Below are 20,668 nucleotides of genomic sequence, written 5' to 3' on the forward strand. Positions count from 1 at the left end.
TGCGGCGTGCCGTGAGCGGGTTCGGCGAAGGCCGCTGCGGTTCGGCAGCGGCCCAAAGGGGCGCGGGGCTGTATGCATCAGCGGCTCCGCCACGGGGCGCGGCCGGCCACGACCGCGCCGCGGACGACGGACGACGCGTCCCTGCACTTCCAGCGGAGCGCCTAGGCGCCGGCCATCTCGGTATCACAGGCGTGAACTCCTCGCGATTACGGCTCAGTTCGGGTCCGACCCCGGCGTGACCGTATCGCCGACGCAAGGGTTGCAGCAAGAGACCTGAAAGTCACAGAAAGAACTTTCAGCCGCAACCTTGACGTGCCCTTCTCAACTGGCCCACGCTCACCAGTTGTTGAACGCCGAATCCCCCCTTTCGGAGCCGCAGATGAGCAGATACGGACCTCCCCCTTCCCTGCGCCGGGCGGCCAGTGCCGTCGCCGCCGGCGCTCTCGCCCTGGCGGGCGTCGTCGCCCTGCCCGCCGCCACCGCCCACGCGGACACCTCCGCCAAGGGCGACGTCATCGCCAACCTCTGGGAATGGAACTGGGACTCCATCGCCTCGGAGTGCACGAACGTGCTCGGCCCGGCCGGTTACGGCGCGGTCCAGGTGGCCCCGCCCGCCGAGTCGCTGAAGCAGACCAACTACTACTGGTGGGACGTCTACCAGCCGTACTCGTACAACCTCAACAGCCGTTTCGGTACGGCGACGCAGTTCGCGAGCATGGTGAGCACGTGCCACACGGCGGGCGTCAAGGTCTACACGGACGCGGTGGTCAACCACACCGCCGCCCAGACCGGCACCGGCTACAACGGCACGACGATCACCAGCAAGTACGACACCCCCGACTGGGACCCCTCCGACTACCACACCTCGGCGGACTGCCCCACCTCCGACCTGACCATCCAGGACTACTCGAACCTCACCCAGGTCCAGAACTGCGAACTCCTGGGCCTGCCCGACCTGAAGACCGGCTCGGACACGGTCCGCGCGGGCATCGCGAACTTCCTGAACAAGCAACTCACCCTAGGTGTCGACGGGTTCCGTGTCGACGCGGCCAAGCACATCCCCGAGACCGACCTGGCGGCGATCGAGGGCAAGCTGACCAACACGACGGCGGGTTCGGCGCCGTACGTCTTCCAGGAGATCTACCCCGGCTCGACGCCCCAGCCGAGCGACTACTACGCCTCGGGTGACGTCCTCGACTTCACCTACGCGAGCAAGATGAAGTCGGCGTTCCAGGGGAACGTGAGTGACCTGTCCTCGCTGGAGAGCAGCGGCGTCCTCCCGGCCGCCAACTCGGTGTCCTTCGTGACGAACCACGACACCGAGCGCAACGGCCTGCACATGAGCTACAAGGACGGCGACACCTACAAGCTCGCCAACCTGTTCCAGCTCGCCTACAAGTGGTCCACCCCGACGGTGTACGCCAGCTGGGAGTGGACCCAGAGCGACCAGGCCCCGCCGAACTCGTCCGGCTTCGTCACCAACACCGACTGCTCCAGCGGCAGTTGGTACTGCCTCGACCGGGACACCGGGGTCGTGGGCATGGTGGCCTGGCACAACGCGGTGGACACGGCGGCCGTGTCCAACTGGCAGACCAAGTCGTCGGGCGTGATCGGCTTCGGCCGTAGCGGCGCGGGCTTCTTCGCGCTCAACAACGGTTCCTCGTCGGCGACTTACTCCTTCACGACGGGGATGGCCGACGGCACGTACAAGAACGTGGTGGACGGCGGCGCCTCCACCGTGACGGTGTCGGGCGGCAGTGCGTCCCTCACCATCCCGGCGAAGAGCGCGATCGCGTTCTACAACTCCTCCTACACCTGCACGGTCGGCTGCGAGGACACGGGCGGGGGTGGCTCGTCCGGCTCCACGGTGACCGCCACCTTCAACGAGTACGCCTCCACCACCTCCGGTACGAACGTCTACGTCGTCGGCTCCATCGACGCACTCGGCAGCTGGGACACGTCGAAGGCGGTCGCGCTGTCGTCGTCCGGGTACCCGGTCTGGTCGGGGGCGGTGAGCGTGCCGACCAACACGTCCTTCACCTTCAAGTACATCAAGAAGGACTCCTCCGGAAACGTCACCTGGGAGTCGAACGCCAACAGGGCTGCCACGACGACCACTTCGGCGGTCTCGCTCAACAACTCCTGGAACGTGGCCGACACCGACGCCACCGACGTCACCTTCAACGAGTACGCGACCACCGACCTCGGCACCAACGTCTACGTCACCGGCTCCATCGCGTCGCTCGGCTCATGGAACACGAGCGACGCGATCCCGCTGTCGTCGGCGTCGTACCCGACGTGGAGCAAGCTCGTCATCGTCCCCAAGAGCACGGCCTTCACGTACAAGTACATCAAGAAGGACAGCTCGGGGAACGTGACGTGGGAGTCCGGCACGAACCGCTCGTACACGACGGGTACCTCGTCCGGCTACACGACGAGTGACACCTGGAAATAGGTCTCCTCGCGCACTATCGAAAAATCCTTCGAACTCCTGCGAACAAATCCGCCGTACCGCGCATCGAACCTTGTGTACGGCACCAGAAGGACGGTGCGGGCCGCAGACCACGGCCCGCGCCGCGGAGCAGGAGTGGGGAACATGACCGTGAACGAAGTCCAGCACACCACCGACCAGGCCGGCACCGCCAAGCACCGGCACCGCGCCGACCGCCGGTTCGGGCGCACGGTGATCGGCCTGGCCGCGGTCGCCGGTCTGGGGCTCGCGGCCTGGGCGGGTACCGCCAACGCCGCGACCTCCAGTGGTACGGCCACCGCGAAGGCCACGCCGACCTGCTCCGCCGCCGCGCTCAAGGCCACCTACGGTCAGCAGCTCGCCGGCGGCATGAACCACGAGGGTGTCGTCATCAGGCTGCGCAACCTCAGCGGCAGGACCTGTGCGCTGCGCGGCTACCCCGGCCTGGGCCTGGAGAACTCCGCCCACAAGAAGCTCACGACCCACACGCACTGGGGCAACACCTGGTACGCGCACAACCCCGGGAAGAAGACCCTCACCCTCAAGGACGGCGAGAGCGCCGAGGCCGTCGTCGCCTGGACCCACGCCAACACCGGCACCTCGGGCGCGGTGCACGCCGCCTACCTGGAGATCACCCCGCCCGCCTCCACCCAGCACAAGACCCTGGCACTCCCCCAGTGGGTCGACCACGGCGACCTGTCCGTCACCGCGCTGGCGAAGCACATCACCGTCAACTCCTGATCCCCCACGGGCCGGACGGCGGCGACGTGCCCCCTCGCGCCGCCGCCGTCCAACACCGGGATCAGCAGCTCGACTTGCCCGCGTAGATCGCCAACGCCGTGTTCGAGCCCAGCGTCGCCGTGAACTGGCCGCTGGAGTTCACGGTCACCGACGTGTTGTTCTGGACGTTGCAGTACGTGCCCGCGGCCAGCGACGTCTGGTACGTCTCCGTCAGCGACGACGACTCGTGGTTGATGGCGACGTAGCCCTTGCTGCCCCGGCCGAACCCGATCGCGTCGTTGCCGTCGTCCCACCAGTTGCTGAGGGACTGGCCGCTCGTCGCGTTGCGGAAGGCGACCATGGACTCGATCTCCGGCCAGGCGTGCTGGCACTTCCAGCCGTCCTGCCAACAGGCGGTCACCGCACCGTTGTTGGGCGGTCCGGCGTCCGCGTCCGACCACTCGTAGCCGGAGTTGATGTCCGGGGCGCCGTAGGGGTAGGCGAGCATGAAGACGTTGGCCAGCGTGTAGTTGGCGCCGTCCTTGTAGTTGAGGGTGCTGCCGTTGCGCTCGGTGTCGTGGTTGTCGACGAAGACACCGGCGACCGAGCTGCTCATGTAGCCCCAGCCCTCGCCGTAGTTCTTCAGGTAGGCGAGGTTCTCGTTGTTGAAGACCCGCTTGAGGTCGTAGGCGTAGCGGAACTCCTGCACGTCGCCGTTGCCCGTGTACTCGGTGGGCTGGACGGCCTCGCCCGCGCCGTAGATGACCTCCTGCTTCCAGTACACGGAGGGGTTGGTCAGGCGGGACTTGATGTTCGCGAGGTCGGTCGCCGGGATGTGCTTGGCCGCGTCGATGCGGAAGCCGTCGGCGCCGTAGCCGGGGAGGGTGTTCATGTAGCCGGCGATCGTGGCGCGGACGTACTCCTCGCCGGTGTCCAGGTCGGCCAGGCCGACCAGTTCGCAGTTCTGGACGTTGGCGCGGTTCGTGTAGTCGCTGACCGTCGACGTGCAGTCGTCCATGTCGTACGAGGAGTACAGGCCGGGGTAGTTGTACTTCGTGTACGTCGAGCCGCCGGTGCCGGTGCCGCTGCCCGCCGACATGTGGTTGATGACCGTGTCGACGACGACCTTCACGCCCGCCGCGTGACACGTGCTGATCATGTTCTGGAAGGCGGTCGCGTCGCCGAGCCGCCCGGCGATCTTGTAGCTCACCGGCTGGTACGACGTCCACCACTGCGAGCCCTGTATGTGCTCCGCGGGCGGGGAGACCTGGACGTAGCCGTAGCCGGCGGGGCCGAGCGTGTTGGTGCACTCCTTCGCGACGGAGGCGAAGTTCCACTCGAAGAGGACGGCCGTGACGTCCTTGCTGCCGGGCGGGGACGCGTGTGCGGTACCGGGCACCAGGAGGGCCGTCGCGGCGGCGAGAGCGAAGGTTCCTGCAAGTGATCTGCTGCTGGCCATGTGGGGTTCCTTCTCCGTTGAAGGTTCTTGCTGAAACGCGATGGAAATCTTGCGGTGGCCAGATGTTAAAGGCCCGCCACCCAAAAGGGCAGCGGGCCGTGTGAAGTTGCTGCAAGAACTTCCCGTGGCGGAGGGGGAGTTACGGTGTGGTCGTCCACCATGCCGTCGTATCGGCGGGCAGCTTCGCCTCGCCGTCCGCCTCGGTCACCTCACCACTGCTGAGCAGGAGACGACCGTACGCCGATGTCGTCACCGACTCCCCGCTCGTGTTCGCGACACACACGAACTCCCCGCGCCGGAAGGCGAGTACGCCCTCGGGCGCCCGCAGCCACTCCACCGAGTCGCCCGCGCCCAGGTCGGGTTGGGTGCGGCGGGCGGCCAGCGCGGCCCGGTACAGCTCCAGCGTCGAACCGTCCGCCCCGGTCTGCGCCTCGATGCTCAACTCGCCCCAGCCGTCCGGCTGCGGCAGCCAACTCCCGCCGTTTCCAAAGCCGTACGACGATCCGGTGCGCGTCCACGGGATCGGCACCCGGCACCCGTCACGGAAGCCGTCCTGGCCCGCGCCCCTGAAGTAGGCGGGGTCCTGGCGGACTTCGTCCGGAAGGTCGACGACGTCGGGCAGGCCGAGCTCCTCACCCTGGTAGACGTACGCCGAGCCGGGTAGCGCCAGCATCAGCAGCGTGGCGGCACGGGCTCGGCGCAGGCCCAGCTCCCGGTCACCGGCGGTGCGGATCTGGGTGCCGAGGCCGGGCGGGTTGGCGAAGCGGGTGGCGTGCCGGGTGACGTCGTGGTTGGAGAGGACCCAGGTGGCGGGGGCACCGACGGGGCGCATGGCCTCCAGGGTGCGGTCGATGACCGTACGGAGTTCCGCCGCGTCCCAATCCGTCGACAGGTACTGGAAGTTGAAGGCCTGGTGGAGTTCGTCCGGGCGGACGTAGTTCGCGGTGCGCTCGACGGTCGGCGTCCACGCCTCGGCGACGAAGATCCGCTCGCCCGCGTACTCGTCGAGCACGGTGCGCCACTGGCGGTACACGTCGTGCACGCCGTCCTGGTCGAAGAACGGCATGACATCGTTGCCCAGCAGCTTGAGTTGGTCGTGCGAGCCGAGGTCGGGCAACCCCTCCGCCTTAACCAGCCCGTGGGCGACGTCGATGCGGAAGCCGTCGACGCCGATGTCCAGCCAGAAGCGGAGGATCGAGCGGAACTCGTCCCCCACCGCCGGGTGTTCCCAGTTGAAGTCGGGCTGCTCGGGCGCGAAGAGGTGCAGGTACCACTCCCCCGCCGAGCCGTCCGGTTCGGTGACCCGCGTCCAGGCCGGGCCGCCGAAGATGGACTCCCAGTCGTTGGGCGGGAGTTCGCCGTGCTCGCCCTTGCCGGAGCGGAAGTGGTAGCGCTCCCGCAACGGCGAACCGGGGCCCTCCCTCAACGCCCGCTTGAACCACTCGTGTTGGTCCGAGGAGTGGTTGGGGACCAGGTCGACGATGATGCGCAGGCCGAGCCCGTGGGCGTCGCGGATCAGCGCGTCGGCGTCGAGCAGGTTGCCGAACATCGGGTCCACGGCACGGTAGTCGGCGACGTCGTAGCCGGCGTCCGCCTGCGGGGAGGCGTAGAACGGGCTGAGCCAGACGGCGTCGATACCGAGGTCACGCAGATACGGGAGTCGGGCGCGGACGCCCTCCAGGTCGCCCATACCGTCACCGTTGCTGTCGGCGAAACTGCGGGGGTAGACCTGATAAATCACCGCGTCCCTCCACCAGTCGCTGCGCTTGGCTGCGGCGGGGATCGGTGCCGGGGCGGTGGCGGAGTGCTGCTGGGTCATGGCGTCCTTGGTATGTAACGGGGTTCTGTTCATGGGGAGTTGATGACGAGGCGACCGCGGTGATAGCGGGGTCGGATGACCACCACGGCCGCCTCGGGTCTCAGGGGGGTTTGGGGGGCAACGCCCCCCAAAGGGGCGCGGGGAACTGCGCGACCAGCCACGACGGACCCGCAGACAACAACGAAACCGGCGTTCTAGCCCTTGGTTCCACCCGCCGTCAGGCCGCTGACCAAGTTCTTCTGCACGAGATAGAAGAACGCGGCCACGGGTATCGCGATCAACACCGCCGTCGCAGCCATCAGGTTGCGCTGCGCGTCGTGCTCACTCACGAACGTCTGCAACCCGACCGCGAACGTGTACTTCGTGTCGGACAGCATGAACGTCGACGCGAACGCGACCTCACCGAAGGCCGTGAGGAAGCTGTAGAACGCTGCGACCGCCAGGCCCGGCTTTGCGAGCGGCAGGATCAGTCGCAGGAACGTGCCGAAGGGGTTCAGCCCGTCGACGCGTCCCGCCTCGTCGATCTCGAACGGGATCGTGTCGAAGTACCCCTTGAGCAGCCAGGCACAGTAGGGCACCGCCGTCGAGCAGTAGACGAGGATGAGACCAAGGTAGCTGTCGATGAGCTGCAGGTCGGCCAGGATCTGGTACATCGGCACGATGAGTACCGCTATCGGGAACATCTGGGTGACCAGCAGCACCCACATGAACTTCCGGTAGCCGGGGAAGCGCATGCGCGAGACGGCGTAGCCGGTGCTGGCGGCGATGGTCACGCCGATGACCGTGGTGCCGAGCGAGACGATCAGCGAACTCTTCAACCAGTCGAAGAACTCGGTGTGTTGGAGGACGAACGAGTAGTTGCCGAACGTCATCTTCTTCCAGATGCCGGCCGGGTGGAGATAGTCGTCCGAGTCCGGGCCGAGGGAGAGGAAGACCAGCCAGGCGATCGGGAAGAGGGCGATCAGGCTCGCGACGATCAGGATGCCATGGGAGCCGATGGAGCCTGCGCGGCTCAACTCGCCCCGGCGGCGGGTCCGTTGCGGTGTGGTCGTGGTGCTCATGGGGACTCCTGCCTCAGATCGCGAGCTGTTGGTCATTGCGGTTCAGCCAGCGGCGGTAGAAGGAGGTGAAGACGATCAGGATGGCCAGCAGCAGGATGCCGTAGGCGGCCGACTGGGCGAAGTCGCGCGGCTGTTGGCCGAATCCGAGGAAGTACGACCAGGTGACGAGGATCTGGGCGTCGGGTGCGGTGTTGCCGAACAGCAGGAAGATGACGGCGAACTGGTTGAACGTCCAGATGATGCCCAGTAGTACGACGGTGGAGCTGACCGACCTGAGGCCCGGCAGGGTGACGTAGCGGAAGCGCTGCCAGGGGCTGGCGCCGTCCATCTCGGCGGCCTCGTAGAGCGAGGTGTCGATGGACTGGAGGCCGCCGAGCAGCGAGACCATCATGAAGGGCACACCGCACCAGGTGTTGACCATGATCGCGGCGAACCGCTGCCAGAACGTGCTTTCCAGCCAGTCGGGTTGGGGCAGATGCAGGCTGTGCAGCGCGGAGTTGATGATGCCGCCGTCGGCGAGCATGAAGCGCCAGCCGAAGACCGTGACGAAGGTGGGGACGGCCCACGGCAGGATGAGGATCAGCCGGTAGAGGGTCCTGGCGCGCAGCTTCTGGTTGAGCAACAGGGCCAGGGCGAGGCCCACCGTGTAGTGGAGGGCTACGCAGAGCGCGGTCCAGACGATCGTCCAGATGAAGTGCGACCAGAAGCGGTCGTACGACGTCGGGCCGAACAGGATGTCCTTGTAGTTGTCGAGCCCGATGAACTTGTAGGTGGCGTCGATGTGGTTGACGCCGATCGTGCGCGCGGTGTTGAGGCTGTTGGCGTCGGTGAGCGTCAGATACAGGCCGTACGCCAGGGGGTACAGCACGAGGACGCCGAGCACGACGACCACGGGGATGATCATCGCGTACGCGTACCAGTGCTTCTGGTACGCGAACTTGAGGCGCCTGCCGGGCCCGGGTCGGGGTGCGCGGTCACCGTGGCGCTTGCCGGTCGCGCGGTCGATGGCGACTGTCATGGTTCGTTCGACACCTTCTGGAAGTTCAAGCGGGTACGGCAAGTTCGAGGGCTACGGCGACGCAGGCCGATGGCCGCCGGATCCGTCCCCCCAGTACCTGTCCTGGCGGATCCGACGGCCACTCGGGGCTACTTGCTGAAGTCCGGGACCAGCTTCTGGATCGCCAACTCGGCGTTGCTCAGGCCCTTGTCGAGGGACTCCTTGCCACCGGCGACCTTGGGCAGTTCGGTGTCCAGCGGACCCCACAGCGAGCTGTACTCGGCGAGCGCCGGGCGCGGCTGGGCGGCGCCGAGGACGCTCTGGAAGCCGGCGATCCCCGGGTCGGACTTCACGGCGGCGGTGTAGGCGTCGTCGCGGGTCGGCAGCGTCGAGTTCTTCAGCGCGATCGTCGACTGGGAGGCGGCGGAGGTCATGAAGTTGACGAACTTCAGGGCCGCCTTCTGGTGCGCGGAGTCCGAGCCGGCGTAGACCGAGAGGTTGTGACCGCCGGTCGGGGCACCGGACTTGCCGGTGGAGCCGGCCGGGATCGTGGCGATGCCGAGGTTGGACTTGTCCTTGAAGGCCGAGCCCTTGTAGAAGTTCGTGATCTCCCAGGGGCCCTGGATGATCGCGGCGACCTTGCCGTTGACGAACGCGTCCTGGATGTGGGCGTAGGCGTCCGCGGTGGTGTCGGCCTTGTGCAGGCCGGTGCCGGAGAAGAGGCTCAGCCAGGTGCCGTAGGCCTTCTTCGCGGCGGCGGAGTCCACGGTGATCTTCTTCGCGGAGGCGTCGACGGTGTCGGTGCCCTCGCCGTAGAGGAAGGTCTGCGCGTAGTAGGCCTGGGTGGAGCCCCAGTAGCCGTCGACCTTGGCCTTGGCCTTGATCGTCGCCGCGTCGGTCTTCAACTCGTCCCAGGTGGTGGGCGCTTGGGTGATCCCGGCCTGCTTGAACAGCGCCTTGTTGTAGACGAGGGCCAGGGTGTCGGTGACCAGCGGCACACCGTACGTCTTGCCGTCGTACTGGGCCTGCGTGATCAGGTTCGACTTGAACTTCGCCTGGTCCGCGAGGGCTTCGGTGCCGTCGAGCGGCAGGAAGTAGCCCTTCTTCGCGAAGGCGGGGGTCCAGCCGACCTCCGAACGCAGCACGTCCGGGGCGCCCTTGGAGCCGGCGGCGGTGTCGAACTTGTTCTGCGCCTGATCGAAGGGCACGTTGACGTACTTGACCTTGACGTTCTTGTTGGCCGCCTCGAACTTGGCGACCAGGGCCTTGTACGTGGGTGCCTCATTGGTGGCGTTGGAGGTGTCCCACCAGGTGATGGTGACCGGCCCGTCCGACTTGCCGCTGCCACTGTCACTGCCGCCGCAGGCCGTCGCCGCGAGGGCGAGGGACGCCACCAGCGCGGTGGCCGCTATGCCACGCCGCATGAGTTCTCCTTGAGGGTGAAAGCCCGTGTGCTGCAGGGGGCGGGCCCGTCCGCCGCCCCTGCGACTCGCCGACTGCGCCTTCGCGGCCGCCGGGCGTCGCCGAACGTAACAGCGATGTAAGCGCTGCGAAAGTCCTTGCTGCAAAAAACTGCAAGACAACCTGAGAGTTACCTGCCCGTGACCTCTTCTCGACCCCCGCGAAACCCGGTATTGATGGGGCTGAGCGGGCAATGGGACACTTGTGCAAGACTCTGCAAGCTCTTGCCGCATGCCGTACGCCGACCAGAACACGAGGGATCGCGATGACGCAGCAACCCGCAGCGCGCCGACGGCCGGTACAGTCCACTCCCGTGACCACACGGCTTGCCGACATCGCCGCCCAGGCGGGGGTGAGCGAAGCGACCGTCAGCCGCGTCCTCAACGGCAAGCCGGGCGTCGCCGCCACCACCCGTCAGTCCGTCCTCGCCGCGCTCGACGTGCTCGGCTACGAACGTCCGGTGCGGCTGCGGCAGCGCAGCGAGGGCCTGGTCGGCCTGATAACACCGGAGTTGGAGAACCCGATATTCCCCGCCCTGGCGCAGGTCATAGGGCAGGCGCTGACCAGGCAGGGCTACACCCCGGTGCTCGCCACCCAGACCCCGGGCGGTTCCACGGAGGACGAGCTGACCGAGATGCTCGTCGACCGCGGCGTCGCGGGCATCATCTTCGTCTCCGGACTGCACGCGGACACCTCCGCGGACATGCAGCGCTACGAGCAACTCCGGGCGCAGGGCGTGCCGTTCGTCCTCGTGGACGGCTTCTCGCCGAAGGTGCAGGCGCCGTTCATCTCCCCCGACGACCGCGCGGCGATGACCCTCGCCGTCACCCACCTCGTCTCGCTCGGCCACACCCGCATCGGACTGGCGCTGGGCCCCAAGCGGTTCGTCCCCGTACAACGCAAGATCGAGGGCTTCGTCCGCACGATGCAGGACCAACTGGCCCTGACCGCCGAGGACGTGGAGACCCGGCTGGTCCAGCACTCGCTGTACACGCTGGAGGGCGGGCAGGCCGCCGCCGCCGCGTTGATCGACCGCGACTGTACGGCGATCGTGTGCGCGAGCGACATGATGGCGCTCGGCGCGATACGGGCGGCCCGGCAGCGCGGTCTTGAGGTGCCCCGGGACGTCTCGGTGGTCGGTTTCGACGACTCCCCGCTGATCGCGTTCACCGATCCGCCGCTGACGACGATCCGCAAGCCGGTGCCGGCGATGGGCCAGGCCGCGGTACGGACGTTGCTGGAGGAGATCGGCGGGACGCCCGCACCGCACAGTGAGTTCGTGTTCATGCCGGAGCTGGTGGTGCGCGGTTCGACGGCTTCGGCGCCTGGGGACCGGAAGCGTCACTAAATCATCCCCAAGGGGGAGAAACCGCGGTTGCGCCCAGTGCGCTGGTAGTAGTCCGGGCACTCTTCCCGTCGTAGAACATGCGAGCCGGACCCGACCGGGGGATGATCGGTCGCGGAAGCCTTTTCTGGCAGACTTCGTGTCTATGGGTGAGACCACCGTGACGACATTGGAAGGCCGTGAAGAAGCCGTTCCGAGCCCCGTCGCGGACGCCGCGGGGCAGGGCTTTCTGCGCCGGCTGCGCACCCCGCGCCGGCCCCGGCTCTGGTTCGAGATCCTGCTGATCGCGGTCAGTTACTGGACGTACTCACAGATCCGCAACGCCGTTCCGGAACAGCGGGGCCAGGCGCTGCGCAACGCGGACTGGCTCTGGCGCGTCGAGAACCATCTCGGCATCGCCGTCGAGCAGTCGGTCAACCACGCCGTGAACTCGGTGACTTGGCTGATCGTCGGCATGAACTACTACTACGCCACACTGCACTTCGTGGTCACGCTGGGTGTCCTCGTGTGGCTGTACCGCAGTCATCCGGGCCGGTACGCGGCGACCCGCCTCGTCCTCTTCGCGACGACGGCCGTGGCCCTGATCGGCTACTACTTCTTCCCGCTGGCCCCGCCGCGCCTCATGAACGGCGGCCACTTCGTCGACACGGTCATGGTCCACCAGACCTGGGGCTCGATGGCGTCCGGCGACCTGAAGCACATGTCGAACCAGTACGCCGCGATGCCGTCCATGCACATCGGCTGGTCCCTGTGGTGCGGCCTGACGATCTTCGCCCTGGCGAAACTCCCCTGGGTCCGCATCCTGGGACTCCTCTACCCGGTGGCGACCCTCATGGTCATCGTCTCCACGGCCAACCACTTCTGGCTCGACGCGGTCGGCGGCATGCTCTGCCTGGCCTTCGGCTTCACGGTCTCCCGCCTCTGGTACGGCGCCTTCCCGTACGCCCTGCCGCGGACGGTGGCGGTACGGGGGACGAGCGGTAGCTGGCTGCCCACCAAGGCCTGACCGGCGAAACCAAGGTCAGTCGGCGATACCCAAGGCCTGGTCACCGCCGGTCGCCGCGTCCCGCAGCGCCCGCAGAAACGCCCGCAGAGCCGGCTGTGGCGGTGCCGTCTCGCGGACGGCCGCGTGGATGGTCCGTACGGGCTCCGGATCCCGTACGACCCGTACGACCACGTCGGGGTGGCGGCTGCCGAGCCCCAGCCGGGGAATCAGGGCCACCCCTAGGCCCGCCGCCACAAAACCCTGAGCCGTCACGTAGTCCTCGCTCTCGACCGCGAACCGCGGCCGGAACCCGGCTGCGTCACACGCGCCGAGCTGGGCATCGAGACAGGGCCCCGGCCACTCACTCCCGACCCACGACTCCTCGGCCAGCTCCCCCAGCTCCACACTCCGCCGCCCCGCCAGCCGATGTCCCTTGGGCAGGACGGCGAGATACGGATCATCGAGCAGTTTCACGAGCCGTACGCCCTCGTGTCTCCCGGAAACCCCGGACGCCCCGACCACGAGCGCGACATCCGCCCGCCCCTCCTTCACCTCGGGCAGCGGATCCTCGGGGTCGGTCAGCTTCAACTCCAGCTGGACTCCCGGGTGTTCGACGCGTAGCCGGGCCACGGCAGGGGCGACCAGAGCAGCACCGGCGGTGGCGAAATAGCGGACCGCGAGCCGTCCCGTGCGCCCGGCCACCAGGTCGGCCAGCGCCGTCTCCGCCTCGGCGACCTGCCCGGCGATCGCGTCCGCGTACCCGGTGAGCAGCAGCCCGGCCGCCGTGGGCCGCACCCCGCGCCCGACCCGCTCAAGCAGCGCGGTCCCGGCCTCCTTCTCCAACGCCCCGACCTGCTGACTGACGGCGGACGGCGTGTAACCGAGCCGGGCCGCCGCGGCGGTCACCGACCCACACCCGACCACAGCCCGTAGTACCTGCATGCGTCGCACATCAAGCATGTAGCAGAGGTTAACAGTCACTGTAGAATCATTCGCTTGTCCTGAAAGGACGGCCTGCCCGACCGTGGACCCATGCAGCCCGCTTCGACAGTCCGCATGGCCGTGCTCGCCCTCCTGTGGGGGTCGGGCTTCCTGTGGATCAAACTCGCCCTGAACCACGGCCTCTCCCCCGCCCAGATCACGATCACCCGCTGCGCCCTCGGCACGCTGGTGCTGCTGGCCCTGGCCCGCTCGGCCGGTCAGCGCCTGCCGCGCGACCGTACGACCTGGCTCCGCCTGGCGCTGGCCGCCCTGTTCTGCAACGCCATCCCCTTCGCGTTGTTCAGCGTCGGCGAGCAGACCGTCGACTCCGGCGTGGCGGGCGTCCTGAACGCCACAACTCCCTTGTGGTCCCTGCTGATCGGCATCGCCCTCGGCACAGACCGCGGCCTGAGCCGAGCCCGCCTGACCGGACTCCTCCTCGGCTTCGCCGGTACGGTCCTGATCTTCGCCCCCTGGCACCGCTCGGGCCTGCTCAGCTGGGGCGCCCTGGCCCTCCTGGGCGCCGCCGCGAGCTACGCCGTGGCCTTCGCGTACATGGCCCGCAAACTCACCACGGGCCAGGCGCCGTTGGCGATGTCGGCGGCCCAGTTGATGGCCGCGACGGCTTGGACCACCCTCGCCCTGCCTGCCGCCGGTCCGGTACACCCCGACCCAACGGCCCTGCTGGCAGTGACCGCTCTCGGCGTCCTCGGCACCGGCGTCACGTTCTACCTCAACTACCGCCTGATCGCCGACGAGGGCGCGACGAGCGCGGCAACGGTGGGATATCTGCTGCCAGTTGTGTCGGTTTCGTTGGGTGCGGTGCTGCTGGACGAGAGGGTAGGGCCGAGGGTCGTAGCGGGCATGGCGGTGGTCCTGGCGGGCGTAGCACTCTCAAGGCACCGTTCAGTGTCGGGATTTCAGCACGTCGACCTCACATCGTCCGCAGGGCCCGCTCGAACGCCGCGTCGCGGGCCGACTCGTACTCGAAGCGTGCCGGCTCGGTGTTGCGCGTCAGCGGTGGCCGACGTAGGCGACGAGCCCGCCGACGTTCAGACCCACCGCGCATCCGCGGCGGAAGGCCTCGTAGCGCATGACCGGGGTGTGCTGGGCGGCGGTCATCGCGTACGGTGCGTGGATCCCCAGTTCCACGCCGCACAGGCACACGACGTAGCCGTGACGCAGGGCGGCGGCTGCCCACTCGGGCTCGTGCGGGAGCCAGATCCGGGAGTAGATGTCCCCGTCGGGCGTTCGCAGTTCCAGCCGGGAGTGGGTGTATCCGTAGCGCTGCCACTGTCCTGGCTGTTCATCGGGTATCTCGTGCAGTTCCCATCCGGGGATCGAGCGCAGGTCGGCGTAGCCGGGCGGCCTGCTTCTCATGCCGAAGTAGACCTGGTCGGGGTCGCGTCGCGGCGGCTCGGGCATGCGCAGCTCGTCGAATATGGTGGGCCGCTTCTCGTCGAGGCGGTCCCCGTCGTCGTCGGATCCTGGCGGGTCCGGCATGCGCAGGTCGGAGAACTCGGGCGGTAGGCGCCTCATGCCGAACAGGATGGCGCCTTCGATCTGCGGTTCCTCGGGTATGTCGTCGAGCGAGGTTGCCCACGTGTACCGCATCCCGAAGTCGCCCCTGCCCAGGGCATGCCTGAACTCGAAGAGGGCAGTGGGCATGCGGTACGTCTGTGCGGGATCGAGGGTGACTGTGCCTTCCGCGGTCTCCAGACCCAGCAGGATCCCCTCAAGCTGCAGCGCGGGGTCGTCGCTGAACAGGATCTGCCCGAGGTCGTCGACCTGTTCGTCCTGATGCCGGCTCATCTCCTGCAGCCCTCCGGTTGGTTGCCGTTCCGCGTCCGCGCAGCAGACGACTCGATGTTGAACCATTCTATTGAAGGATCGTTCAACAATCCATACATTGGAACGCGTGCACCACCAGGACGGCGCTTTCGTCGAGAGCAGGGGTGAGGGTGAGCGCGGAGGAAGCAGGCCAAGAGCGGACAGGCGTGGGCCGGCGGGTGCTGGCGGGCGCCGCGAGCACCGGCGCAGCGTTGATGCTGTGGGCGATCGTGCGTCTGATCGGGCGCACGGCCTTCGTCACGCACGCCCAGTGGATCGACGCGTTGTGCGCGCTGGCGATCCTCCTCGGCTGCGTGTTCCTGTGCACGTGCTGGTACTTGGACATCCGGTGGCTGCTGTGTGCGGTGTGCCTCTTCGGGGTGCTGATCCTGCAGAACCTGGAGCTGGATCAGCAGGCACTGCACCAGCACGGGCGTACCGAACACGTCAGGGTCCGACAGATTCAGTGGAACGCCGGTGACGGCATGGATCCGGGCGTTCACCGCTACACGGTCACCGTCCTCGACGGCCCGCCACTGGCTCCGTTCGAGGAGAACGGGCTCATGGGCTGGAAGTGGGTGGTGGGCGGCACTTACACGGTGACCGTCGATCCGCAGGGCAGTGCCTCGCTCAAGCGGGGGAACAAGCCCGGGCCTCCGGTGATCCAGCAGTTCCTGCAGATCCCCCTCGGCCTCGGCCTGGCCTTCGCCCTGTGGCGGCCCGCAGGGCTGCTCCTGCGCCGCCAACGCGTCCCGTCGGCCGAACCCACTCAGCCATAGGGGGCTGTGATCGAGCGGCGGCCTCGTGCACGACACCGACCGCTCACCGGGCCAAGCCCAGCACTTTTGTCAGGAGTCCTCAGGCCCCGTAGAACAACACGTCCACCACACCACGCGCCCGACGAGTCGTACGCCGATAGTCATCAAGCATGTCCCCCACATGCCCGGGCCCGTACCCCAAGTACCTTCCCACGGCAGCCAGTTCACGCGGATCAGAAGGAAACGTGTCGCCCGCTCGCCCCCGCACCAACATCACCGCATTACGAACCCGGGTCGCCAACACCCAAGCCTCGTCCAGTATCGAAGCGTCCTCGGCGGACATCAGCTCGGCAGCACAGGCCGCAGCAAGAGCCGCCCGCGTACGCGTGGTACGCAACCCCGGCTCCGCCCACCCATGCTGCAACTGCATGAGCTGCACAGTCCACTCGACGTCGGAGAGCCCCCCACGCCCCAGCTTGGTGTGCAGAGTCGGGTCCGCGCCGCGAGGCAACCGCTCGGACTCCATCCGGGCCTTGAGCCGCCGGATCTCCCGTACGGCATCATCACCGAGCCCCTCCGCCGGATACCGCAGCGGATCGACCAGCTCGATGAACCGACGCCCCAACTCCTCGTCCCCGGCAACAGGTTCGGCCCGCAACAACGCCTGCGACTCCCAGACCAGGGACCACCGGCGGTAGTACGCCTCGTAGGAGTTCAACGACCGTACGAGCGGCCCCGACTTGCCCTCCGGCCGGAGATCCGCGTCGATCAGCAGCGGCGGGTCCGAGCTGGCGACCTGGAGCAGCCGGCGCATCTCGGAGACGACCTTGTTGGCCGCGTCGGAGGCCTCGCGCTCGGGCATGCCCTCGCGGGGTTCGTGGACGAACAGGACGTCCGCGTCGGAGCCGTAGCCCAGTTCGTGGCCGCCGAAGCGGCCCATGCCGATGACGGCGAAGCGGGTGGGGAGGGTGTCGCCCCAGCCCGCGCGGACCACCGCGCGCAGGGTGCCGGCGAGGGTCGCCGCGGTGAGGTCGGAGACGGCGCCGCCGACCCGGTCGACCAGGGCGCCCTGGTCCGCTTCGACGGGCTGGGTCTCGGTGCCGTAGGAGCCGACGATGTCGAAGGCGGCCGTACGGAAGAGTTCGCGGCGGCGGACTCCGCGGGCGAAGGTGACCGCCTGGACGGCGTCGTCGGCGCGGCCCACCGCGGCGAGGATCTCCTGTTCCAGGTGGGCGCGTTCGCGTGGTTCGAGGCCGCTGCCGCCGTCTCCGTCGCCGAGCAGGGCGACCGCTTCGGGGGCCCGCATGAGGAGGTCGGGGGCGAGGCGGCCGGCCGACAGGACGCGGGCGAGGTTCTCGGCGGCGGCGCCCTCGTCTCTCAACAGCCGCAGGTACCAAGGGGTTTTGCCGAGCGCGTCGGACACCTTGCGGAAGTTGAGGAGGCCCGCGTCCGGGTCGGCGGAGTCCGCGAACCAGCCCAACAGGACGGGCAGCAGGGTGCGTTGGATGGCGGCCTTGCGGGTGATGCCGGAGGCGAGTGCCTCGATGTGCCGGAGGGCCGCCGCCGGGTCGATGTAGCCGAGGGCGACCAGCCGTTCGCGGGCCGCCCGAGGGCTCAACCTGGTCTCGCCGGGGGCGAGTTGGGCGACCGCGTCGAGCAGCGGGCGGTAGAAGAGCTTCTCGTGCAGGCGTCGTACGACCGTCGCGTGGCGCTTCCACTCGCGGTTCAACTCGGCCACCGGGTCGGTGCGCAGGCCCATGGAGCGGCCGAGACGGCGCTGGTCGGCCTCCTCGACGGGGACCAGGTGGGTGCGGCGCAACCGGTAGAGCTGGATGCGGTGTTCCATGGTGCGCAGGAAGCGGTAGGCGTCGTCGAGGCGAGCGGCGTCCTCGCGGCCGACGTAGCCGCCGGCGGCGAGGGCCTCCAGCGCGACGAGCGTGGTGCCGCTGCGCAGCGAGGTGTCGGCGCGGCCGTGCACCAACTGCAGGAGCTGGACGGCGAATTCGACGTCGCGGAGGCCGCCGGGGGCGAGCTTCAGTTCGCGCTCGATCTCGGCGGCGGGGATGTTCTCGACGACACGGCGGCGCATCTTCTGCACGTCGGTGACGAAGTTCTCGCGCTCGGCGACCGTCCACACGAGGGGTTCGAGTGCGTCGACGTACTCCTGGCCGAGCGCGAGGTCGCCGGCCACCGGGCGGGCCTTGAGCAGGGCCTGGAACTCCCAGGTCTTGGCCCAGCGGTGGTAGTAGGCGAGGTGGCTGGCGAGGGTGCGGACCAGCGGGCCGTTGCGGCCCTCGGGGCGGAGGTTGGCGTCGACGGGCCAGATGGACCCCTCGACGGTGGTCTCGGAGCAGATCCGCATCATGTGCGCGGCGAGCTTGGTGGCGGCGCGGAGCGCCTTGCCCTCGTCGGCGCCGTCGACGGCCTCGCCGACGAAGATGACGTCGACGTCGGAGACGTAGTTCAGCTCGTGGCCGCCGCACTTGCCCATCGCGATCACCGCGAGCCGGCACAGCACGGCGTCGTCCGGTGCGGCGGCGCTCGCGATGGCGAGGGCGGCGCGCAGCGTGGCGGTGGCGAGGTCGGCGAGCTCGGCGGCGGTCTGGGCGAGGTCGGTGGTGCCGCACACGTCGCGGGCGGCGATGGACAGCAGGCAGCGGCGGTAGGCGACGCGGAGGGCGACCGGGTCGGTGGCCTCCGCCAGCCCGCGCTCGAACTCCTCCACCCCGGGGTGGAGGTCGCGGGGCTCGTACATGACGAGGGCGTGCCAGTCGCGCGGGTGCCGGGCGAGGTGGTCGCCGAGGGCGGCGGAGGCGCCGAGCACACCGAGCAGCCGGTCGCGCAACGGCTTCGCCGCGATCAGCGTGTCCTGGAGCTCATGCCGGGCGGTGGGCTCGGGCTGCGCCTCCAGCAGCCGTACCAGACCCTGGAGGGCCAGGTCCGGGTCGGCGGTGGCGCCCAGGGCCTCCAGCAGGACCGGGTCGTTCCTTATCGGCGCCAGTTCCGTGCTCTCCAGGAGCCGCTCGGCGGCCGAGGGATCGGTGAAGCCGTGCCGCAGCAGTCGCGTGAAGGTACTGCTCCTGCGTCCCGGCGCCGTCATCCTCGGCCTCCCGTCCGATCGCGTCCTGATCAGGCTCCGATCAAGGTCGTACACGTGAGCGTAACCCGGGGTCTCGCGCTGGCGCCCTGCCGCGGATTCGGGTTCTGTGGGGAGAGCCGTTCGAGGTACGACGGAAGTACGTACACCCGAGGTATGACAAAGGAGTCACACCATGGACATGACCCTCGAAGTGATCCTGCTGCCGGTCTCGGACGTGGACCGGGCCAAGGAGTTCTACCGGGACAAGGTCGGCTTCCACGTGGACCTGGACGGCGAGGTGATGGAGGGCGTGCGGATCGTGCAGCTGACGCCGCCGGGCTCGGGCTGTTCGATCGCGCTGGTCGACGGACTGCGGATCCCCACCGGAACCCCGCGGCCGGGGACGTACCACGGCATGCAGCTGTGCGTCGCGGACGCCAAGGCGGCCTACGACGAGCTGACCGCGCGCGGGCTCGACGTGAGTGAGCCGGTGCAGTTCGCCCCGCAGGACGGCGCGACGTTCATGTACTTCAAGGATCCTGACGGCAACGGCTGGGCGATCCAGGAGTACCGGAAGCGGGCCGCCGAGCCGCTCCACCAGGTGCTGGCTCAACTGGCCGCGCCGCGGGAGTAGTTCAACCGCCGGCGGAAGTGGTTCACCGCCGGCAGGAGTAGTTCACCACTTCTTCATCCGTCGGGTTGAGAGCCGTGGGATGCGGGCATTTTGGCGTGTGCATGCTCTGTCCGCACCGTCACCCCCGTACTCCCCCCACCCGGAGGTAGAAGTGTCCGGCAGTCTAGAAATGCCCGGCAGTTCCGGCAGGTCCGTATACCGCCGCAGCCGCGCCGTCGTGGCGTCCGCGCTCGCCTTCTCGGCAGCCGCCGTCGGGGTCTGGACCGGTTTCGGCACCGTCTCGACCGCGCACGCCGCGACCGGGGTACCGACCCCGGACCACGTCGTCGTCGTGGTCATGGAGAACCACGCCTACAGCCAGGTCATCGGCTCCTCCAGTGCCCCCTACATCAACTCGCTCGCGTCCGGCGGTGCCGCCCTCACCCAGTCGTACGGGATCACCCACCCGAGCCAGCCCAACTACTTCGCCCTGTTCTCCGGCTCCACCCAGGGCATCACCAGCGACAGCTGCTACACGGCCGGCTTCTCCTCGGCCGCGAACCTCGCCTCCGAGGTGACCGCCGCGGGCGGCACGTGGGCGAGCTACAACGAGACGCTGCCGAGCCAGGGTTCGACGACGTGCAGCAGCGGCACCTACGCGCGTAAGCACAACCCGTGGTTCGGCTTCAGCAACGTCGCGACCTCCACGGCCAAGACGTTCGCGCAGTTCCCCACGGACTACACGACGCTCCCCGACATCTCCTTCGTCACCCCGAACCTGTGCAGCGACATGCACGACTGCTCGGTGGCGACCGGCGACACCTGGCTGAAGAACAACCTCGGCGCATACGCCACTTGGGCCAAGACCCACAACAGCCTGCTCGTCGTCACCTTCGACGAGGACAACCTGCTCAGCGGCAACCGCATCCCGACGGTGTTCTACGGCCAGCCGGTGACCGCGGGCGCCACGTCCTCGACCACGTACAACCACTACAACCTGCTGCGGACCCTGGAGGACTCCCAGGGCCTGTCCGCCCACGCGGGCAACGCGGCCTCGGCCGCCGACATCACCGGCATCTGGGCGTCCTGA

The 20,668-nt window shown here is 68.4% G+C and carries 15 protein-coding genes and 1 pseudogene; 8 read left to right on the top strand and 8 right to left on the bottom strand.

Annotated features, from left to right (window positions below; genetic code table 11):
- Positions 1 to 379: 379 nt before the first annotated feature.
- Positions 380 to 2,455, top strand: a complete 2,076-nt coding sequence (locus AB0I69_RS27495) for a carbohydrate-binding module family 20 domain-containing protein (protein WP_363098369.1) — start codon at positions 380 to 382, stop codon at positions 2,453 to 2,455.
- Positions 2,456 to 2,596: 141 nt separating this feature from the next.
- Positions 2,597 to 3,211: a DUF4232 domain-containing protein gene (locus AB0I69_RS27500; protein WP_363098370.1), complete on the top strand. Its 615-nt coding sequence runs from the start codon at positions 2,597 to 2,599 to the stop codon at positions 3,209 to 3,211.
- Between the two features lie 61 nt (positions 3,212 to 3,272).
- On the opposite strand, the gene AB0I69_RS27505 is transcribed toward AB0I69_RS27500, so the two are convergent.
- From AB0I69_RS27505 to AB0I69_RS27525, 5 genes are all read right to left on the bottom strand, one after another.
- On the bottom strand, positions 3,273 to 4,649 hold the full coding sequence (locus AB0I69_RS27505; RefSeq protein WP_363098371.1) for an alpha-amylase family protein: 1,377 nt from the start codon (positions 4,647 to 4,649) through the stop codon (positions 3,273 to 3,275).
- A gap of 139 nt (positions 4,650 to 4,788) precedes the next feature.
- Positions 4,789 to 6,468 (bottom strand): glycoside hydrolase family 13 protein, encoded by a 1,680-nt coding sequence (locus AB0I69_RS27510; protein WP_363098372.1) that lies wholly within the window; start codon positions 6,466 to 6,468, stop codon positions 4,789 to 4,791.
- Between the two features lie 194 nt (positions 6,469 to 6,662).
- Positions 6,663 to 7,529 carry an ABC transporter permease subunit gene (locus AB0I69_RS27515; protein ID WP_363098373.1) on the bottom strand — a complete coding sequence of 289 codons (867 nt, stop codon included), beginning with the start codon at positions 7,527 to 7,529 and terminating at the stop codon, positions 6,663 to 6,665.
- Between the two features lie 13 nt (positions 7,530 to 7,542).
- The gene (locus tag AB0I69_RS27520; RefSeq protein WP_363098374.1) at positions 7,543 to 8,547 is read right to left on the bottom strand and encodes a sugar ABC transporter permease; all 1,005 of its coding nucleotides are present in this window, start codon (positions 8,545 to 8,547) and stop codon (positions 7,543 to 7,545) included.
- 128 nt (positions 8,548 to 8,675) lie between these two features.
- Positions 8,676 to 9,950 carry an extracellular solute-binding protein gene (locus AB0I69_RS27525; RefSeq protein WP_363098375.1) on the bottom strand — a complete coding sequence of 425 codons (1,275 nt, stop codon included), beginning with the start codon at positions 9,948 to 9,950 and terminating at the stop codon, positions 8,676 to 8,678.
- Positions 9,951 to 10,300: 350 nt separating this feature from the next.
- Here AB0I69_RS27525 and AB0I69_RS27530 point away from each other — a divergent pair, with 350 nt between their 5' ends.
- Both AB0I69_RS27530 and AB0I69_RS27535 read left to right on the top strand, forming a co-directional pair.
- Entirely contained in the window at positions 10,301 to 11,335 is a 1,035-nt protein-coding gene (locus AB0I69_RS27530) for a LacI family DNA-binding transcriptional regulator (protein ID WP_363098376.1), read from the top strand.
- Positions 11,336 to 11,477: 142 nt separating this feature from the next.
- Positions 11,478 to 12,338, top strand: coding sequence for a phosphatase PAP2 family protein (locus AB0I69_RS27535; RefSeq protein ID WP_363098377.1), 861 nt, complete (start codon positions 11,478 to 11,480; stop codon positions 12,336 to 12,338).
- A 15-nt stretch (positions 12,339 to 12,353) separates the two neighbouring features.
- On the opposite strand, the gene AB0I69_RS27540 is transcribed toward AB0I69_RS27535, so the two are convergent.
- On the bottom strand, positions 12,354 to 13,277 hold the full coding sequence (locus AB0I69_RS27540; RefSeq protein WP_363098378.1) for a LysR family transcriptional regulator: 924 nt from the start codon (positions 13,275 to 13,277) through the stop codon (positions 12,354 to 12,356).
- Between the two features lie 72 nt (positions 13,278 to 13,349).
- Here AB0I69_RS27540 and AB0I69_RS27545 point away from each other — a divergent pair.
- Positions 13,350 to 14,198 (top strand): annotated as a pseudogene (locus tag AB0I69_RS27545) (DMT family transporter); the annotation flags it as partial.
- Positions 14,199 to 14,312: 114 nt separating this feature from the next.
- Here the strand turns inward: AB0I69_RS27545 and AB0I69_RS27550 are convergent.
- Positions 14,313 to 15,110: a hypothetical protein gene (locus AB0I69_RS27550; protein ID WP_363098379.1), complete on the bottom strand. Its 798-nt coding sequence runs from the start codon at positions 15,108 to 15,110 to the stop codon at positions 14,313 to 14,315.
- Between the two features lie 149 nt (positions 15,111 to 15,259).
- Between AB0I69_RS27550 and AB0I69_RS27555 the strand changes: the two genes are divergently transcribed.
- A complete protein-coding gene (locus tag AB0I69_RS27555) occupies positions 15,260 to 15,907 on the top strand; it encodes a hypothetical protein (RefSeq protein ID WP_363098380.1) in 648 nt (215 codons plus the stop codon).
- Positions 15,908 to 15,986: 79 nt separating this feature from the next.
- Here AB0I69_RS27555 and AB0I69_RS27560 read toward each other — a convergent pair whose 3' ends face one another.
- On the bottom strand, positions 15,987 to 18,986 hold the full coding sequence (locus AB0I69_RS27560; RefSeq protein WP_363098381.1) for a bifunctional [glutamine synthetase] adenylyltransferase/[glutamine synthetase]-adenylyl-L-tyrosine phosphorylase: 3,000 nt from the start codon (positions 18,984 to 18,986) through the stop codon (positions 15,987 to 15,989).
- Between the two features lie 172 nt (positions 18,987 to 19,158).
- Between AB0I69_RS27560 and AB0I69_RS27565 the strand changes: the two genes are divergently transcribed.
- Both AB0I69_RS27565 and AB0I69_RS27570 read left to right on the top strand, forming a co-directional pair.
- Positions 19,159 to 19,599 (top strand): VOC family protein, encoded by a 441-nt coding sequence (locus AB0I69_RS27565; protein WP_363098382.1) that lies wholly within the window; start codon positions 19,159 to 19,161, stop codon positions 19,597 to 19,599.
- A gap of 169 nt (positions 19,600 to 19,768) precedes the next feature.
- Positions 19,769 to 20,668: an alkaline phosphatase family protein gene (locus AB0I69_RS27570; protein ID WP_363098383.1), complete on the top strand. Its 900-nt coding sequence runs from the start codon at positions 19,769 to 19,771 to the stop codon at positions 20,666 to 20,668.

Origin of the sequence: Streptomyces sp. NPDC050508 (assembly GCF_040655155.1) — a bacterium.
GTDB lineage: Bacteria > Actinomycetota > Actinomycetes > Streptomycetales > Streptomycetaceae > Streptomyces.

What these genes read in the sequence shown, in the direction of transcription:
- AB0I69_RS27550 (WP_363098379.1), bottom strand. Translation starts at nt 15,110, where the DNA reads ATGAGCCGGCATCAGGACGAACAGGTCGACGACCTCGGGCAGATCCTG.
- AB0I69_RS27525 (WP_363098375.1), bottom strand. Translation starts at nt 9,950, where the DNA reads ATGCGGCGTGGCATAGCGGCCACCGCGCTGGTGGCGTCCCTCGCCCTC.
- AB0I69_RS27495 (WP_363098369.1), top strand. Translation starts at nt 380, where the DNA reads ATGAGCAGATACGGACCTCCCCCTTCCCTGCGCCGGGCGGCCAGTGCC.
- AB0I69_RS27570 (WP_363098383.1), top strand. Translation starts at nt 19,769, where the DNA reads ATGCCCGGCAGTTCCGGCAGGTCCGTATACCGCCGCAGCCGCGCCGTC.
- AB0I69_RS27520 (WP_363098374.1), bottom strand. Translation starts at nt 8,547, where the DNA reads ATGACAGTCGCCATCGACCGCGCGACCGGCAAGCGCCACGGTGACCGC.
- AB0I69_RS27560 (WP_363098381.1), bottom strand. Translation starts at nt 18,986, where the DNA reads ATGACGGCGCCGGGACGCAGGAGCAGTACCTTCACGCGACTGCTGCGG.
- AB0I69_RS27500 (WP_363098370.1), top strand. Translation starts at nt 2,597, where the DNA reads ATGACCGTGAACGAAGTCCAGCACACCACCGACCAGGCCGGCACCGCC.
- AB0I69_RS27515 (WP_363098373.1), bottom strand. Translation starts at nt 7,529, where the DNA reads ATGAGCACCACGACCACACCGCAACGGACCCGCCGCCGGGGCGAGTTG.
- AB0I69_RS27505 (WP_363098371.1), bottom strand. Translation starts at nt 4,649, where the DNA reads ATGGCCAGCAGCAGATCACTTGCAGGAACCTTCGCTCTCGCCGCCGCG.
- AB0I69_RS27535 (WP_363098377.1), top strand. Translation starts at nt 11,478, where the DNA reads ATGGGTGAGACCACCGTGACGACATTGGAAGGCCGTGAAGAAGCCGTT.
- AB0I69_RS27510 (WP_363098372.1), bottom strand. Translation starts at nt 6,468, where the DNA reads ATGACCCAGCAGCACTCCGCCACCGCCCCGGCACCGATCCCCGCCGCA.
- AB0I69_RS27565 (WP_363098382.1), top strand. Translation starts at nt 19,159, where the DNA reads ATGGACATGACCCTCGAAGTGATCCTGCTGCCGGTCTCGGACGTGGAC.
- AB0I69_RS27540 (WP_363098378.1), bottom strand. Translation starts at nt 13,277, where the DNA reads ATGCTTGATGTGCGACGCATGCAGGTACTACGGGCTGTGGTCGGGTGT.